Here is a 15,721-nt window from a genome sequence, read left to right on the forward strand (position 1 = left end):
GTGCTTGACCATTGTCCGGGTGCTGCGAACCTCAGGACCCCCACCATCTCCATAAAAAAATGCCCCCAGTGTGGCAATGAGGTCGAGATCTTCTCTAATGATGTGAAAGTGGCGTGTGACAACTGTGGTTTCGTTATCTATAACGATATTCTGTCGTGTGTCCAGTGGTGCAAGTATGCAAAGGAGTGTGTCGGTGAGGAGACGTACCGGAAACTCATGGCGATGAAAGAGGGATGATGGGACGTATGTTGTGCGTTCCCTGACAATACGCTGTTTTTAATGGCCGCCCGCGTTGCACCGCGAGCGTTTTCATGTTCTATAAGCAAATTGAAAAATGGAGCGGGTTCACGGATTGAGAAGTTGATAGAGCTGAGAAATTGCCGTCATGGTCTTGTAGCCCTTATCGGTGATGACGTAATCCCCCCGCTCGTGGCGCTGGAGGATCATGCCGGAGTCCGCAAGTTTCCGGATGTGGAAGAGGAGGTTGCCTCCCCGCAGCCCGGTCAGCTGCGAGATATCGGAGAAGGTCCGGGTCTGGATAGCGAGTGACTTGAGGATCTGGAAACGCTGGATGTTCGCGACCGGCTCAAGCAGATCCTTGACAACGGCTTCATCGGGAATTTCCAGATTGGTCTCTCCTGCCTCACGGGTCTTTGCATAGATCCCCAGCGACTGCATCAGGTCGATCTGTTTCTCGAAGAGCCGGTGGACCTCGGAAAAACAGGTGTCACACCGGTCGTATGGTCCCTTGCTCCGCATCGTCTTCATCTGCTCGCGGTACGACTGGATGATCTCATCCGAGACCTGCCCCTCCTTGATGTGCCGCGAAGTATTCTGCAAAAAATCCATGAATACTTCGTAACATTTGTCCCGCATCCTGCAATCCTTAACCATGTGGGCGGAGAGATCCGCTTTTGCATTCTCGACCTGGTGGTTCGTGAAGAGTTCAGAATAATTTTTTTTTAGATCTCCCAGCACACCTTCAACGTGCTGCTGGTTCGCCCGCTCGATGAACCGTTTTAGTTCGGTCCGGAGCCCGGTAACCTCCGTCTTGAGTTCACGCATTTCTGTGAGTGTTCCTGATGCTGCTCCCATAATTCTCCTATTCCTGATACGATCATTCGCAATACATGTTCATTACCCGGCGGGTCATTTTTCTGTATCGCGGGGCTTTGTATATTTTAATGACGCTCAAGTATATATTTTTAACATTGCCATAGAGTGTATGGTGAAAGAAATGCCGACATGGAAGTACACGGACAAAGAAGTAACGAAAGCACAGGCAGAAGAATCCTTGAAGTCGATCAAGGGTGCGTGTTTCGGGTGCGGAACCCACAACGCTGACTGCCCGATCGCTGGTGCAGCCGGGGCAATTTCCGAGATGCTGGGCTGTGAGACTCTTTCCGTAAGGGACCAGATCCACGGACAGATAACCGGTGCCCTGAAGGGAGCGAAATTCCCGGTCAAGACTCCGAAGGATCTTATCGCAGCGTTCCCGAACGGTGCCGACACAACCTGCCAGGTCGGGGACCTGAAGGTGACTGCCGGGGAAGCCGGAAAACTGCTCAAGGCTACAGACTTCCCGTTCAAGAGTGCTAAGGCTGTTGCCGATGTCATTGTTGACCGGGCAGGACTGTAAATTTCCCTCTTTTTTTGCACGTTTCCCCAGTTTTTAATCCCCTCCCCGGAAAAACCGGCCTTCATATTGGCATCCCGGTTGGGTTTTCCGGGTCCGGATGGGCTAAAATAGGTAGTGAAAATTTCCTCGATTCTAGGGCCTTTGACGGGCTTTGGGAGTGGTGCATTTCTGCCGTATTTTGGCTAACAGAGCGATTTAAAGGCGTATTTTCCACAGGAACTGAAAAGAGGGAATTATCGGGTTTTTCCGGTATCGGCCCGGGCACAAGAGGGAGAAAAGAAGCCCATAGAGCGGTTATTTGGGTTCAGGGTCTGGATCCCATGATTCCCGGCCTCTCTTATGGAGGATAAAATAGGAGAAGAGTAAATCCGTATTATCCCAACCCCCGCTGCTCCACCATCGGCGGGTCCCCACCCCGTCCAAAGCTCTCACTCACTCCGCAACGGGCACCAGTTTTCCCTTCAGCTTCGATTCAAGATCCAGATTCAGCATCTCCACGACGTTGTTTGCCATCCCTTTGACCTTGATCTTTACCAGCGGATCATTCCTGAGATAATCCGTATCCGTATTCGTATTGAACTGCGCACCGTGCGTCCGGTAGGAAATCCCGAATGGAGCAAGGAGGTACCCCATCTGCTGGAAGTACAGGTAAATGTCCATCGCCGCTTTCGTCGCACCATCCTCATGGCCCGAGACGGTGATCCCGACAATCTTGCCTTCCGTCAGTCCCGGCTTTTTCAGCAGGTAGAGATTCTGGATGCAGTTCAGCCGGTCGAGGAAATCCTTGAGCCGGGCAGACATATTGTTCCAGTTGATCGGTGAAGCAACGATGATTGCTTTTGAACTGATAACCATCTCATGGAATGCGGCCATGTCATCAACCTGATCGCGGCATGGGAGTTTGCAGGCATTGTCCCGCATGCTGTAGCAGCACCAGCAGTGATTGATGTGAAATTCGTTCAGGTTATACCGCCGGTAACTCACACCCCGTTCTTTGAGCACCTCCTCTACCAGCTCAACCATGTATCCCGTGTTATTCGACCGGTGGTTGCTGCCATTGATCAGCAGGACATCGAACTTTTCACCATCATACCGGAGCTTCTTCTTCTCAGCCAAATCTGAGAACTCCCGTTCCGTACTGGAACATTGCGGGCATTCTTTCGGGGGATCATCTCCCTTCCAGATAAATCCGCAGACATTGCATTGCCAGGATTTGCCGGCATCAGTGCTGGTCGGTTTCACTTCCCCGGGTGCAATAGTAGGCATGCTGGAAGCCCTCCTCATCAAGAACCGGACATCCCGGACAGAGACATCCGTTTTCCTCTTTTATACAGGCACTCTTTCCGCTGGCCGCAAGACAAAATGCAATCTCTTCATTACACTCTAAAAAACTCGGGCACATTTTACAGATGCAGAGTCCTGTTCCTTGTTTCTTGTCCATCATTATCCCTATCTCCTGATCTTTTTACTGGGCATTGACCTTCAAGATACTTAAATGGGACCGGGCTTCCGGTGATCGGCTGGTAATACTGCAAACGAAGTGAATGGAGCTCCGAAACGGTTATGCCAGTACCGGGAACTTCATATTCCATCATCACCAGAAGATATCATAACCAAATATCCCGTTGTGATTGTCATGGAACTGAAATATTGTCTGGTATTCGCTCTGCTTGCTGTTTTGATCGTCTGTGCCGGCTGCACGCAGAATGTGTCCCCGGCACCAGGAACCCCGGTACCGGCTTCCGGTTATCGTGATGTCCCCCCGGCCGAGGCCCGGGATTTGATCGCAGCAGAAAAAGATCTTGTCATCATCGATGTTTCTCCGATATATGCACTCGGGCACCTTGAAGGCGCGATCAATATCCCCGTTGACCAACTGGATGCAAAGATCCCATCACTGGACAAAACAAAACCATATCTCGTGTATTGCCACAGTGATACAACGAGCATTGCCGGCGCACAAAAACTGGTGCAGGCTGGATTTCCCCGCGTATACCGCCTCTCCGGCAACTATGAAGGATGGGTTGCGGCCGGGTATCCTGTTACGACCGGATAGATGCATAATTTTTTCCCATTTCCATCGTCAACCTCCCAGGATCTTTTTCTAACAGTGATTTCAAAATCTCCAAAGGTGAAGCGACATGACAGTAGTCTGACGATTAATCCGAGAGTGGACAGGCTCATTCTTCAATCACATTAAACAAATCCTTAATCAACACCCGCAGGTGAAACTGATAGTACCGGTAATCCGATAATCAGCTCCCGAAGGATAACGTGAATCCTTATGTCCGATCTCCTCACCTATTTCTATCTCTTCCCTCTCGGAATTATCATTGCCCTGCTGGCGATCTCGGCCGGAATTTCGGGCTCAAATTTCTGGATACCGGTCTATGTTATCTGGCTGGGCATTGATCCAAAAACATCGTTCTGGCTCGCCCTCTTAACCATGCTCTTCGGGTTCGGTTCCGGGATTGCCAGGAACCTGAAAAATAAAACAGTCAACTGGCCTGTCGTCAGGCAATACCTGAAAATTGCCGTACCGTTTGCGATTGCCGGATCCCTGCTCGTTCCTTTTGCACCGGCGGAATTGCTTCTGGTGCTGTTCGGAAGCTTCGTTATGATCTACGGGGCTTTCCTGATCGGACGCTTCGGGTTGTTTCCCCGGGAAAATGCGCTTGAAATCCCGGAGACCGGAGAAACAATCTATTGGGCCCGTGCTGCATTGGCAGGTTTCTTAAAAGGCCTGATAGCTACGGGCACAGGAAAAATTATCATGCCCTGTGTCCTCAAACACTGCAAAATCAGAACTCCTGCCGAGGCCGTGGGTTCGACCGTTGTGATCATCTTCGTAGTTAACCTGTTTGCCGTGCTTTTCCGCCTGACTCCTGGTTTTATTTCAACCCTTGCCGAGCAAAAGGACCTGATTTTTTCCATCATGCTCTGGGTCGCACCCGCGGTAATAATCGGCGGGCAGATCGGCCCGTCCGTGACAAAGAAATTGTCGGAGAGGGGAATACGGATCTATGTCGGAATCCTGCTGGTATTCGTGGGCGTTTTGATATACCTGCAGTCGTTTTTTGGGGTGTAAGGGGATTTTCCACAATCTCCGCTGTTTTTTCGTAACATTGGAGTTTGTCCGTCATTGAGCCGGTAAGGTATTAAATCGGGTACTGGTATAGTGTAGGTATGAGCTGCTCGCGCTGGCACGGTCCGGGAATCTTTACCATCGCAGCATTATTCCTTGTCATTTCCATACTTTCTGCGGGCTGTACGGATTATGCACCTTCCCCGTCGGGTTCAGCCCCTTCCTCATCAGTACCCGGTTCTCCCGACCGCATATCCTGGAAGGATTATTCCCTCACCGACTTGCAGGGAAAAGAAAATTTCAGCGTAAACCAGTTTGCCGGAAAACCCGTGCTTGTGACGGTGCAATCAGTCTCCTGCCCGCCCTGCATAATCCAGCTGAACCGGCAGCTGGCCGAGATCGACCGGCTCCCGGGCGTGAGGGAGGGCAGGATCATTGTTATTTCTCTTGACCTTGATCCGGAGGGAGATGCCGGCTTCATCGCATCCTACCACGACCAGTTCAATTTCACCGGATATTCCGCACGGTCGCCAAACGATCTCTCCCTGAATCTCTTCCATACCTTTGGCCCGTTTGCCGTAGACCCGGCCACGGTTCCTGTGATCCTTGTGTGCCCGGACGGTCGTGACCTCCTCCTTTCAACCGGTGTCAAGACCGCAGAGATGCTCAATGCGACACTGGCAAAAGAGTGCTGAGCCATGGATACCGCCACCCTCCTCTGGCTCTCGTTCCTCGCGGGGATTTATGCCCCGGTGGGTTCGCCCTGTGTCCTTGTCCTGTACCCGGGCTACATCTCGTTCCTTGCCGGCAGAAACGGAGATCAGCAGGGAGGGTCTTCTCCGCTTATCCTCGGAACAACAGTTGCAGCCGGCGTCATCATTTCCCTGCTCATCGGGGGTCTCCTGTTCGCCGGAATCCTGCATATTGTCGGCGGAGAAGCACGCATTGTCATCACCGCAGCCTTATTCGTCCTTCTCCTCATCCTCTCCCTCTTCCTGATCCTCGATATCGATTACGGGCGTTATATAAAAACGGTCCCGGTCCCCCGGCCCGAAAACCCCCTGACGGCTGCATTTCTTCTCGGCATGGTATTCGGGATTATCATCCTGCCCTGCAATGCGGCATCGATCGCCATTCTTCTCGCGCTGGCTGCATCCGCGCCAGGATTCGGCGAAGGCCTTGGATCGTTCTTCTGTTTTGCCCTCGGGATGACCATCCCCCTCCTCCTCATCGCCGGCCTTTCGCAGGTCCGGAACCGGCAGGTCATGGGATTCTTAAGCCGGAACCGCCGGATAATCCGGGTCATCTCCGGTTTGCTCATGCTGGTGATCGCACTCTGGTACCTTGTGCTGCTTTTTTTCCCGGAGCATTCCTATGAGAATTCTTACCGGCAAAAATCATCGAGAATCTTATCGTATTCGGAAAAAATCCCGGAAAACGATCATTCAGCTATCATAATCAGATCAATGCCACTATGAGGGTGTGAAGGAATTCCCCTCTCTTAAAAAAGTGAACAGGAACCACCGGCAATCAGGTCCGGTTAATTTCTTTGATTCTCCCCGTGTTGCTCTGCGATCAGACGGTGATATTCTTCCGGCGTCATAAGGTTGCCGCATGCCTGCTGGACAACTTCGGTGAGGGCCGGGTGGATATGCATTGTACCGGTAATTGTTGTAACTGTTGGCTCTGCTGATGAAAGAACGGTCACGAATTCCTGGATGAGAACGGATGCATAAGGACCGATGATATGCACACCAAGGAGGTTCATCGTCTTTTCCTCGACAATGACCTTGACAAAATAATCTTTTACACCCATCGCAACGCCCTTTGCGGTGTCTTCGTACCGGGCAAAACCGATTAGGAGGTTTTCTGCACCGAATTTTTGTTTCGCTTCCTCTTCCAAAAGACCGACACTGGCAATTTCGGGATCGGAAAAGACAGCATGCGGTATCACCCGGTAATCGACCGGCATTTTTTGTTTCAGGACCGCGTTCGCGTACACGATTTTCGCTTCAAAATTTGCAACGTGTTTGAACATGAATTTTCCGTTCGCATCCCCGAATGCCCAGATACCGGGCTGGCTGGTTTCGAGGTACTCGTTGGTGATGATCCACCCGTTTTTATCGGTCTTGATCCCGGAAAGTTCCGGATGCAGGATATCCGTATTCGGCCCCCTTCCCGAAGCGACAAGCACGGCATCTGCGGTCACGGTCACTTCTTTCTTCGTAGTCCGGTTCAGCGCATGTATCCTGATTTTTTTGTCCGGTCCCGTCTCTGCCTGCTGGACATCATGGTTGGTGAGAATGGTGAGATGTTTTCCGAGATCCCGCAGGGCAAGTGCTGAAATCTCCGGTTCTTCTTCCGGAATAAACCGGGGGTTGCGGCCGAGGATCGTGACCCGGGAACCCATGGATGAGAGGAAATGACCGTATTCTGCGGCGATATATCCGCCACCAATGATCGCAACGCTTTCCGGCAAATGATCGAGATTAAGGATCGTATCGCTCGTAAGGTAAGGTACTTTGTCGAGGTTTTTAACGGGAGGAAGCGTTGGTTTTGACCCAGTGCAGAGAAAGATTCTTTTTGATTTAAGGGTCTGGTCGGCGACCTTGAGGGTGTAGGGTGCAACAAATTCCGCAACTGCGTGGTAATAATCGAGATGCGGCATGTTCGACAGTTCTGCCTGTATTGCGTCACTATCATTTTTGATAATGGTCCGCATTCGCTGCATGACTGCAGGGAAATCGATGCTGGTAATCGAGCTCTGGATCCCGAATTCCCCGGCCCGCTGTACGGTTCTTACCAGTTCAGCAGGGTACAGGAGGAGTTTTGACGGGATGCACCCGCGGTTGAGACAGATACCGCCGGGATCATCCTTGTCAATAACCGCAATTCTTGCGTTCGGGTGGCTCTGGCGGATTGCGGTTACAACGGGCAGCGCCGAACCCGATCCCACCGCGATATAATCATATTCCTTCATGGGGAACCTCTTCACCTTTCATCGGAGACCGGGGCTTATATGCATTGTGCCGGAAAATCCTGCCGCCTCCAAACGATTCCCTTCTCATGGCAGAAAAGGAACCTGAATATTCTCAATCGATACCCTTTTACCCGTTTTCGTACCATACAGCCATGAAAGGGACTGGACAAATATGGCTGATGTCGATCTTTTTGAAACGGTAAAAAAGCATGTGTGTGCCTGTGCTCTCGACCTGAAACTCTCGTCAAATATGGAAGCGCTCTTAAAAACGCCCATCCGGGAATATCACGTGTCAATTCCTGTCCGTATGGATGACGGGACCGTGAAGGCATTCCAGGGATACCGGGTCCAGTATAACGATGCCCGGGGCCCGACGAAAGGGGGGATCCGGTTTCATCCCGATGTGACCATTGACGAAGTCCGGGCTCTTGCAGCGCTGATGACGTGGAAATGTGCCCTGTACCGCCTCCCGCTGGGCGGGGCAAAAGGAGGGGTGATCTGTAACCCCAAGGAGTTATCAGCAGGGGAACTGGAACGCCTGAGCAGGGCTTACATCCGGGAGATCGCCCGCTTTATCGGTCCGGATCGTGATATTGCCGCGCCGGATGTTGGTACAAATTCACAGACCATGGCGTGGATGATGGACGAATATTCCCATTCTGTGGGTAAAACAACGTTCGGGGTTGTTACCGGAAAACCGATGAGTATCGGCGGATCGGAAGGGCGCGATGACTCGACCGCACGGGGGGGCTGGTACATCATCGAAGAGGCTGCAAAAGATCTCGGAACAGACCTCAGGAACGCCACCGTTGCAATCCAGGGATTTGGGAATGTTGGCGAAAATGCGGCTGTACTTGCGAATCCCTTATGCGGTTGCAGGATAATCGCCGTAAGCGACAGCAGTGGCGGGGTACTGAACCGGGATGGCCTTGATATTCTGAAACTGAAAGACCATAAAAAGAAAACAGGGTCGGTCAGGAACTCCGGCCTGGGCGAGGATATCACCAACAACCAGCTCCTCGGGCTGGATGTGGATATCCTCATTCCGGCAGCCTTGGAAAATGCCATTACCCACGACAATATGGATGGCATCAAAGCGAAGATAATCGCCGAGTTCGGGAACGGCCCCATCACTGCTGAAGCAGGCGATCATCTCCATGCACGGGGCGTACCGGTTATTCCTGATTTTCTCTGCAATGCAGGCGGTGTTATTGTCTCGTATTTTGAGATGGTCCAGAACCTGAACCTGGATCATTGGGACCGGAAGGTAGTAGATACCCGTCTTAAAAAAACGATGACCGAAACGTACCGGGAAGTCCATGACTCAGCGGTCAATAACAAAATTTCTTTGAGAAGGGCCGCGTACAGTCTCGCCGTGGATCACGTTGTGGAAGCAATGAAGGTCAGGGGGTGGGTGTAGGATTACCTCTCTTTGTTGTTGCCCTGCCCGGTGTACGGGAGGGAAAAACCAGATTGTTCCGGAACGTAGCTATATAAGGTTGTATACAATATTTCTGCCCGGTGAAAACCACAATGGACAAGTTCGAACAGATGGCCCAGATGATGGCAAAGATGCCTATGGATGAGAAGATGAAAGCCATGCAGATGAAAATGGGTATGTGCACCTGCCCGAGCTGCCCGACCTACAATTCCTGCGCAAAGAATGCAAAAGAGTTGCTGTTCTGCAATACCGGTAAGAGCTTCATGTGCATCTCTGAAGAGAAAAGCTGTATCTGCCCGACCTGCCCGGTCGCGATGGACATGGGGCTCAAACACAAATTTTTCTGTACCAAGGGATCCGAGAAAGCCCAGCGCTACGAGGGTGCGCTCTGGGGAACAAAGGTGCTCTGATCATTTCTTCTTTTTTTTAGGGAAAAAACCCGTTTTCAGAATGCCGAATCTCTGATAATGACCCTGCTGCAATTCCCGACTAGTTTCTTTGTCATGACTTTGGTGGTCCTGTCAGATTTTTAACAGACGGATTGAACCGCAACCAAAAATTCATCAGGTCGGCTGCACTTTTCAGTGTGTATGGAACTACCAGGTCTTTTTAACATCATCTATTTTTTTGCCCTTATCCTGGGAATTGCCGGGGCAGTCCTCATCATCTATGGCGGACTGAAGGCAATCGTCAAAGTCCTGCTGCTGGAAATCCGAAAGGGATCCTCTACGTACAACCAGATTCGCAGGGAACTGACCGACAAGATCGTGTTCGGTCTGGAATTCCTGATCGCTGCCGACATCCTGACAACGATCACCACCCCGACGCAGGAAGAGCTGATCAACCTTGCTGTCGTTGTCGTGATACGGACGATCCTGGGTTATTTCCTCTCAAAAGAGGCAGCAGAATTCAATCTCCAGGGGTAAAAAAAGCTATTGCCATCGGCCGCACCCCCAACCCGGTTTATTTTTGGGAATGTTTCAGCCGGACTGCCAGCTGGAGTGAACTTGCGACAAGGTTGTCAAGATTCTCTTTTTTTAAAAGCAGCAGACAGCCTCGCTATGAAAGAAGTCATTGATTTGATTCAACAGGGTCAAGAAGAGGAGTTCCCCCTCCCTGCCATAAAAAAAGGGAAATGTACTCTCACACTTTCAGCATGTCGCCAAATCTCTGGGTTTTCTCGTTTCCCATGGCACAGAATGCCTGGTGAGTGAGTCCCATCTGCTTTGCTACCGGACATGTCGGGCAGATGCATCCCTTGATCTCCCTGATGCAGTGGAAGCTCATGCCCTTTCCGCAGAACATAGTTTCCATGGCAGTTTTGGCACAGTCGTTGTACGATGGGCATGACGGACAGGTGCACATCTTGCCCATCTCCATCATTTTAGTCATCATCTGATCCTTGGGCATTGCCATCATCTGTTTCTGCATCTTGACGTACATGTCTTCAGGCATTGCATCGTGTTTTCCAAAAAGGCTCATTTGATTTCACCATCCTGAACCTTGAGTCAAAGGTATATATAGGTATGGATTATACAACGTCATTGAATGATAAAAAATGAACCAGAATAACGTGAGGTTTGCACGGATAAAGCAGGGGCCTGTATCAGACTCTGCCAAGTCGGGGACATTAAGATGACGGCCGGCGAGGCAGGAAAACTGCTCAAGGCGTCGGACTTCCCGTTCAAGAGTGCAAAGGCTGTTGCCGATGTCATTGTTGACCGGGCAGGACTGTAAATCTCTCCCTTTTTAAAACGAAACCCCTCTTTTCTATCGCCTCCCCGGAAAAAAATATCCATCCTATGCATATTCTGATTGCATCCAGTTAGCCCGGATGGAGTAAATTAAGCAGCGAAAACAGCCTCGGTTTAAAGCCCCTTGGCGGCCTTTAGGTGAGGGAGTTTCCGCTCGTATTTTGGCAATCGGATCGAATATCGGGCTTATTTTCAACGGGCCCGGAATCCGGCGCTTTTACGGGGTTTTCCAGAACAGGTTTTAGGAAACGGAGCCCGTATGGGGCTTGTTTTGGTTCAACCCCTGAATGGAGGCAGGGATCGGACTCCCGGGTAGCAACGCTATGCGGTTTAGGTCAACCTAAACATTTAATATTTAGGGCAACCTAAATACTCATTACAATGGCACAGGAGCAAATCGAGGAATACCTCGAAACAATCTACGATCTTGAATCGCGGGATGGTTCGGCAAAAACCACCGCAATAGCAAAATGTCTCAAAGTTGCCCCGGCGAGCGTAACCGAAGTGCTCCGCAGTCTTTCGGACAAGGGACTGGTCTCATACGAGCCTTATAAGGGAGCAACACTGACAGAAGAGGGAAAAAAGATCGCAGATACGATCAAACGGAAACACCGGCTCCTTGAAGTTTTTTTAACCAATGTTCTCCACCTTAACCGGGAAAAAGTCCACGATGAGGCGTGCAGGATGGAACATACCATCTCCGAGGAAACGGAGAACGGGCTCTGCCGGATGCTGGACGCACCGTCTCACTGCCCGCATGGCAGCCCGATCAGTCCCTGCAACAAATGTGTGGGGAGCTGTGCTGAGTGCGACGGTGCAGGAAAAACCGATGCTATCATTGCAAGCCGGAATAAAAAGATCATTCCGATCACCGATCTCAATCCTGATCAGGAAGGCCGGATCGCATTCATCCGTGGTGACTGCAAAGTTGTCCAGCGTCTCTCCGACCTCGGACTTACCCTGGGGACCCGGGTTGCCATCCTGAAAAAGACACCCATGGACGGACCCGTGGAGATCTCGGTGAGAAGGACGAAACTTGCTGTCGATCATGCAATTGCCGGAAATATCTTCATAGAATTACCCGATGCAGGCGAACTATGAGCGGCTGCGGGGAATGCAAAGCCTGCCCGTCCGGCAAAGAGTGCACGATAAAGAATGCGGACTATACGATTGCCCTGGCCGGCAATGCCAATGTCGGCAAAAGCGTCATCTTCAACCAGCTGACCGGTGTTGATCAGATCATCGGTAACTGGCCGGGTAAAACCGTTGAGCGGGCGGAAGGTCTCCTCCTGCACAAAGGGAAACGTATCCGTGTCATCGATCTGCCCGGCATCTATTCCTTCTCCACGTACTCGATGGAGGAACTCGTCTCCCGGGACTTCATCGCACTCGAACACCCGGATGCCGTTATCAACGTCATCGACGCTTCGGCACTGGAACGCAACCTGTTCTTCACAATCCAGCTCCTCGAACTGGCACCCCCGCTGATGATCGCAGTCAACCAGATCGATCTTGCTGAGAAGAAAGGGATCACCATCGATACCGGAAAACTCTCGGCACTGCTCAGCGTCCCGGTTGTCCCGACGATTGCCATCAAAGGAAAGGGGATCCCGGTTCTCACCGACGCGATCACGGGTCTCATGCAGGATCACCCGGTTCCCCCGGCACTTCTCTATGGAAAGGAGATCGAGGAGCGGATCGGGAAGATTATCCCACTGCTGGAGACGGTAACCACACCGTATCCCGTTCGCTGGACCGCCATCAAACTGCTCGAACGCGATCCGGCGATCGTGCAGATGGTAAACGAACAGGACCGGAGTATCGTTACAAAGGCTGGATTGCTTGCCGGCGAGATCGAGTCCATTCACGGGGAGCCGGTCTGCGTTGTCATGAGTGCGGAGCGGTACCAGATTGCAGACCGGATTGCTGCCGAAGTGATAACCCTGAGGCCATTGGGCGAAGGGGCTCAGAAAAAGAGCCTGACAGACCGGCTCGATGAAGTTGCCCTTCACCCGGTCTTAGGGTACCTCGCAGTTGTCGCCGTGATTGGGGGCCTGCTGCTCTGGACGTTCCTGATCGGGGCGCAGGTCTCGGCCTTCCTTGCCGGCTTCCTGTCACAGTTCGAACAGTACGAACCGGTGATCACGGGCCCGCTCATGGACATTCTCTGGAACGGGGCATTCACCGGTTTTGTCGCGGGTGTGACCCTGGTCATTCCTTATGTCCTGCCATTCTACCTGCTCCTTGCGGTTATGGAGGACTCGGGCTATCTCACCCGCATTTCCGTTATGCTCGATCGTGGCATGCACAAGCTGGGGCTTCACGGCAAAGCGATCATTCCGCTGATTCTCGGGTACGGGTGTAATGTTCCGGCAATCTATTCCTGCCGGATTATGGAAACACCAAAACAGAAGACTCTCGCGGCGTTTCTCGTGACCCTCGTCCCCTGCACGGCTCGGACGGTCGTTATTCTTGGGCTTGTTGCTGCGTTCGTTAACATCTGGTGGGCTCTCGCACTCTATGCCTTTGACATTCTCCTGATCCTCGTTGTCGGGAGAATTGCCTTCAAAGCGGTACCGGGCGAGTCGGTCGGGCTGATCATGGAGATGCCCGACTATCACATCCCTTCGGTATCGGTCGTCATGAAACAGACCTGGACCCGGACAAAGTCGCTTATCTGGATCGTCTTTCCCGCGTACATCATCGGGAGTGCAATCATCCAGGCATTCTATGCAGCAGGGTTCCTCAACCCGGTAAATGATCTTCTCTCACCGATAACCGTCCTCTGGCTCGGTCTTCCGGCTGTCATCGGGATTACGCTGATCTTCGGGATCGTGCGCAAAGAACTCACGATCCTCACCCTTGCGGTTATCTTTCATACAACCAACTTTGCGTCGATCATGTCCCCGGTCCAGCTGATTGTCCTTGCCCTGGTCTCGATGCTCTACATCCCCTGTATCTCGGTGATCCTCGTGCTTGCATCGGAGTTCGGCTGGAGGAAAGCACTGGGGATTTCCGTGGCCGAGATTGTCATGGCGATTGCACTGGGCGGGATTGCGTTTAGGGTGCTCAGTCTGGGGATGTGAGAACAGACGCGGTGGATTGAAGGTAGTTATTTTCCCCTAAGAAAAAATGATATTCATAGTGGCATTCCGGCAACATTTCCGGGGCCCGTATTGGGTAAACTATGTGGTAAAAATTGCCCCTGTTTAATGGCCATTGGCGGCAATCCGTGGAGGTCGTTTCCGCTCATATTTTGGCAATCAGGGTTAAATTCGGGCGAATTTCCCGGGTGGGTGGAATCCGGCGGTTTTACGGGGTTTGCCGGAACCGGTTTTGGGAATCGGAGCCCGCAAAGGGCTTATTTGTCCTCAGGATCCTGACCCCCTATTCCATATGCCGCTGACAGAGGGATGAATACTCATTTTCATTCCCGTCCTTTAAGGCCAGACAATATTACAGGCGCTGGAGGAGAGTTTTTAGTACTACCGGCCCGAGCACGAATTCTGCTTCTTTCCGGTATTTCCCTGCAAGACAATCGGCGATGATCCGGTTTCCGAGCGGGGTGGCCCACATCCCGCCGCGCTGTTCCGTACCGATCAGCTGATCCTGCTCCATTTCCGACAGGATGGCGGTCATTTTTGACATCGGTATCGAACAGAACTCGGCAAGTGTCCGCTTCGGAGGCAGGTGCACCCGGATCTTGTCCATGAAAAAATCAACTTCCAGGGATTTTTTTTCGCAAACCAGTATCCGGATTGCAACATCGAAGACCTGTTCTGCGGTGATGGGGTCAATCATCGTTATGCAGTGTATTATCGCACGTGGTTTAAATCAGTTGGTATATCAGATGAATTATAAAGTGATGAATCATTATTGCAATTCATTCCTGTGTCAGGAAACTTCTTTTGGATGGCCTATTTTCCTGAGTGAGTGGGGGAGGTTCCCTCCGGATAGATAATGAGACCTTCTCTCTCTGGCTGATTCTCATTGATCCTTCAAGTACACCATTCGTGAAATAATTCAGGATAATATAAACATAAACTGTTTAACTCTTTGAATAATAAGGAAGGTTTAATTAAAAACCTCAACAAAAGATCAGAGTTAACAAAATTTTTGTTGTGATGTGCATGGCGTTTTCAGTACATGTAAACATGAACCGGTGCACCGGGTGCGGCAATTGCGTAGTTGCCTGCCCGGTGAACGCGATCGAGCTCTATACGCTCGACCCTGTAACGAAGGATAAGATTTACACCGTTGTTGACGGGAAATCGGTCAGCCTCGATGTGAAGATGGAACTCTGTGCGGGCTGCGGCGTCTGCGTCAATGCCTGCCCGTACGACGTGATCACCCTCTCCGGCCGGGGCGAGACCGGGGCACTCGGAATAGTCTGAAACAGGGGATGAGACGAATGTCAAAAGTTATCATGAACATGATCACCCAGCGCTCCATCGAGGAAGGCGCTGCAATGGAGAAGGGCAAGACCAATCCCGACTATTTCGACGCCTGTTCGATCTGCGAGATCAACCCGGAAGACATGAAGAAGCTCGGCATCTGGAAGAACACCAATGTCCGGGTCACGAGCGAGTGCGGCAGTGTGATTGTCAAGGCCATCGAGCCGACCCAGTTCTGCCCGCCCGGCCTCGCCCACATCCGGCAGGGTGTCTGGGCAAACCAGGTTGTCCCGCCCCGGACCCAGTCAACCGGCACCCCGCAGTACAGCGGTTTTCCGGTCACCATAGAGCCTGCAATCAATGAAAAACTCAAGACCGCTCTCGAGCTCGTGCAGGGCTCGGTAGGTCTCTGGAAAGGAGGAAAGTAA

19 protein-coding genes are annotated in these 15,721 nt (G+C 51.7%); 13 read left to right on the plus strand and 6 right to left on the minus strand.

Annotation, left to right across the window (positions count from 1 at the left end; all coding sequences use genetic code 11):
* Complete coding sequence (locus tag CVV30_00530) at window positions 1-237, plus strand: hypothetical protein (GenBank protein PKL69895.1); 237 nt, start codon at window positions 1-3, stop codon at window positions 235-237.
* Between the two features lie 108 nt (window positions 238-345).
* On the opposite strand, the gene CVV30_00535 is transcribed toward CVV30_00530, so the two are convergent.
* Window positions 346-1,095 carry an ArsR family transcriptional regulator gene (locus tag CVV30_00535; GenBank protein ID PKL69896.1) on the minus strand — a complete coding sequence of 250 codons (750 nt, stop codon included), beginning with the start codon at window positions 1,093-1,095 and terminating at the stop codon, window positions 346-348.
* 286 nt (window positions 1,096-1,381) lie between these two features.
* On the opposite strand from CVV30_00535, the gene CVV30_00540 reads away from it, so the two are divergent.
* A complete protein-coding gene (locus CVV30_00540; protein PKL70915.1) occupies window positions 1,382-1,639 on the plus strand; it encodes a hypothetical protein in 258 nt (85 codons plus the stop codon).
* 432 nt (window positions 1,640-2,071) lie between these two features.
* Here the strand turns inward: CVV30_00540 and CVV30_00545 are convergent, their stop codons facing one another.
* Together CVV30_00545 and CVV30_00550 are read right to left on the minus strand one after the other, a co-directional pair.
* Window positions 2,072-2,905, minus strand: a complete 834-nt coding sequence (locus CVV30_00545; GenBank protein PKL69897.1) for a flavodoxin — start codon at window positions 2,903-2,905, stop codon at window positions 2,072-2,074.
* Complete coding sequence (locus CVV30_00550) at window positions 2,862-3,083, minus strand: hypothetical protein (GenBank protein PKL69898.1); 222 nt, start codon at window positions 3,081-3,083, stop codon at window positions 2,862-2,864. The genes CVV30_00545 and CVV30_00550 overlap by 44 nt, the downstream gene beginning before the upstream one ends.
* 96 nt (window positions 3,084-3,179) lie before the next feature.
* Between CVV30_00550 and CVV30_00555 the strand changes: the two genes are divergently transcribed.
* From CVV30_00555 to CVV30_00570, 4 genes are all read left to right on the plus strand, one after another.
* Window positions 3,180-3,695, plus strand: a complete 516-nt coding sequence (locus CVV30_00555) for a hypothetical protein (protein ID PKL69899.1) — start codon at window positions 3,180-3,182, stop codon at window positions 3,693-3,695.
* A 228-nt stretch (window positions 3,696-3,923) separates the two neighbouring features.
* Window positions 3,924-4,727 carry a hypothetical protein gene (locus CVV30_00560; protein ID PKL69900.1) on the plus strand — a complete coding sequence of 268 codons (804 nt, stop codon included), beginning with the start codon at window positions 3,924-3,926 and terminating at the stop codon, window positions 4,725-4,727.
* A 98-nt stretch (window positions 4,728-4,825) separates the two neighbouring features.
* A complete protein-coding gene (locus CVV30_00565; GenBank protein PKL69901.1) occupies window positions 4,826-5,419 on the plus strand; it encodes a hypothetical protein in 594 nt (197 codons plus the stop codon).
* Window positions 5,420-5,422: 3 nt separating this feature from the next.
* Window positions 5,423-6,202 carry a hypothetical protein gene (locus tag CVV30_00570; protein PKL69902.1) on the plus strand — a complete coding sequence of 260 codons (780 nt, stop codon included), beginning with the start codon at window positions 5,423-5,425 and terminating at the stop codon, window positions 6,200-6,202.
* A 62-nt stretch (window positions 6,203-6,264) separates the two neighbouring features.
* Here the strand turns inward: CVV30_00570 and CVV30_00575 are convergent, their stop codons facing one another.
* Entirely contained in the window at window positions 6,265-7,704 is a 1,440-nt protein-coding gene (locus CVV30_00575; protein PKL69903.1) for a dihydrolipoyl dehydrogenase, read from the minus strand.
* A 172-nt stretch (window positions 7,705-7,876) separates the two neighbouring features.
* On the opposite strand from CVV30_00575, the gene CVV30_00580 reads away from it, so the two are divergent.
* The 3 genes from CVV30_00580 (at window position 7,877) to CVV30_00590 (ending at window position 10,071) form a co-directional block, all read left to right on the plus strand.
* Window positions 7,877-9,124 (plus strand): glutamate dehydrogenase, encoded by a 1,248-nt coding sequence (locus CVV30_00580; GenBank protein PKL69904.1) that lies wholly within the window; start codon window positions 7,877-7,879, stop codon window positions 9,122-9,124.
* 113 nt (window positions 9,125-9,237) lie between these two features.
* Window positions 9,238-9,555 (plus strand): hypothetical protein, encoded by a 318-nt coding sequence (locus tag CVV30_00585; GenBank protein ID PKL69905.1) that lies wholly within the window; start codon window positions 9,238-9,240, stop codon window positions 9,553-9,555.
* Window positions 9,556-9,735: 180 nt separating this feature from the next.
* Entirely contained in the window at window positions 9,736-10,071 is a 336-nt protein-coding gene (locus CVV30_00590; protein PKL69906.1) for a hypothetical protein, read from the plus strand.
* A gap of 217 nt (window positions 10,072-10,288) precedes the next feature.
* Here CVV30_00590 and CVV30_00595 read toward each other — a convergent pair whose 3' ends face one another.
* Window positions 10,289-10,588: a hypothetical protein gene (locus tag CVV30_00595; protein ID PKL70916.1), complete on the minus strand. Its 300-nt coding sequence runs from the start codon at window positions 10,586-10,588 to the stop codon at window positions 10,289-10,291.
* 692 nt (window positions 10,589-11,280) lie between these two features.
* Here CVV30_00595 and CVV30_00600 point away from each other — a divergent pair.
* Window positions 11,281-12,000 carry a metal-dependent transcriptional regulator gene (locus tag CVV30_00600; protein ID PKL69907.1) on the plus strand — a complete coding sequence of 240 codons (720 nt, stop codon included), beginning with the start codon at window positions 11,281-11,283 and terminating at the stop codon, window positions 11,998-12,000.
* Window positions 11,997-13,985 (plus strand): ferrous iron transport protein B, encoded by a 1,989-nt coding sequence (gene feoB / locus CVV30_00605; protein ID PKL69908.1) that lies wholly within the window; start codon window positions 11,997-11,999, stop codon window positions 13,983-13,985. The genes CVV30_00600 and feoB overlap by 4 nt, the downstream gene beginning before the upstream one ends.
* 370 nt (window positions 13,986-14,355) lie before the next feature.
* Here the strand turns inward: feoB and CVV30_00610 are convergent, their stop codons facing one another.
* Complete coding sequence (locus CVV30_00610) at window positions 14,356-14,700, minus strand: hypothetical protein (protein ID PKL69909.1); 345 nt, start codon at window positions 14,698-14,700, stop codon at window positions 14,356-14,358.
* A gap of 329 nt (window positions 14,701-15,029) precedes the next feature.
* On the opposite strand from CVV30_00610, the gene CVV30_00615 reads away from it, so the two are divergent.
* Window positions 15,030-15,293, plus strand: coding sequence for a ferredoxin (locus tag CVV30_00615; GenBank protein PKL70917.1), 264 nt, complete (start codon window positions 15,030-15,032; stop codon window positions 15,291-15,293).
* Between the two features lie 17 nt (window positions 15,294-15,310).
* Complete coding sequence (locus tag CVV30_00620; protein ID PKL69910.1) at window positions 15,311-15,721, plus strand: molybdopterin dinucleotide-binding protein; 411 nt, start codon at window positions 15,311-15,313, stop codon at window positions 15,719-15,721.

Source organism: Methanomicrobiales archaeon HGW-Methanomicrobiales-1, from assembly GCA_002839675.1.
Lineage (GTDB): Archaea > Halobacteriota > Methanomicrobia > Methanomicrobiales > Methanospirillaceae > Methanoregula.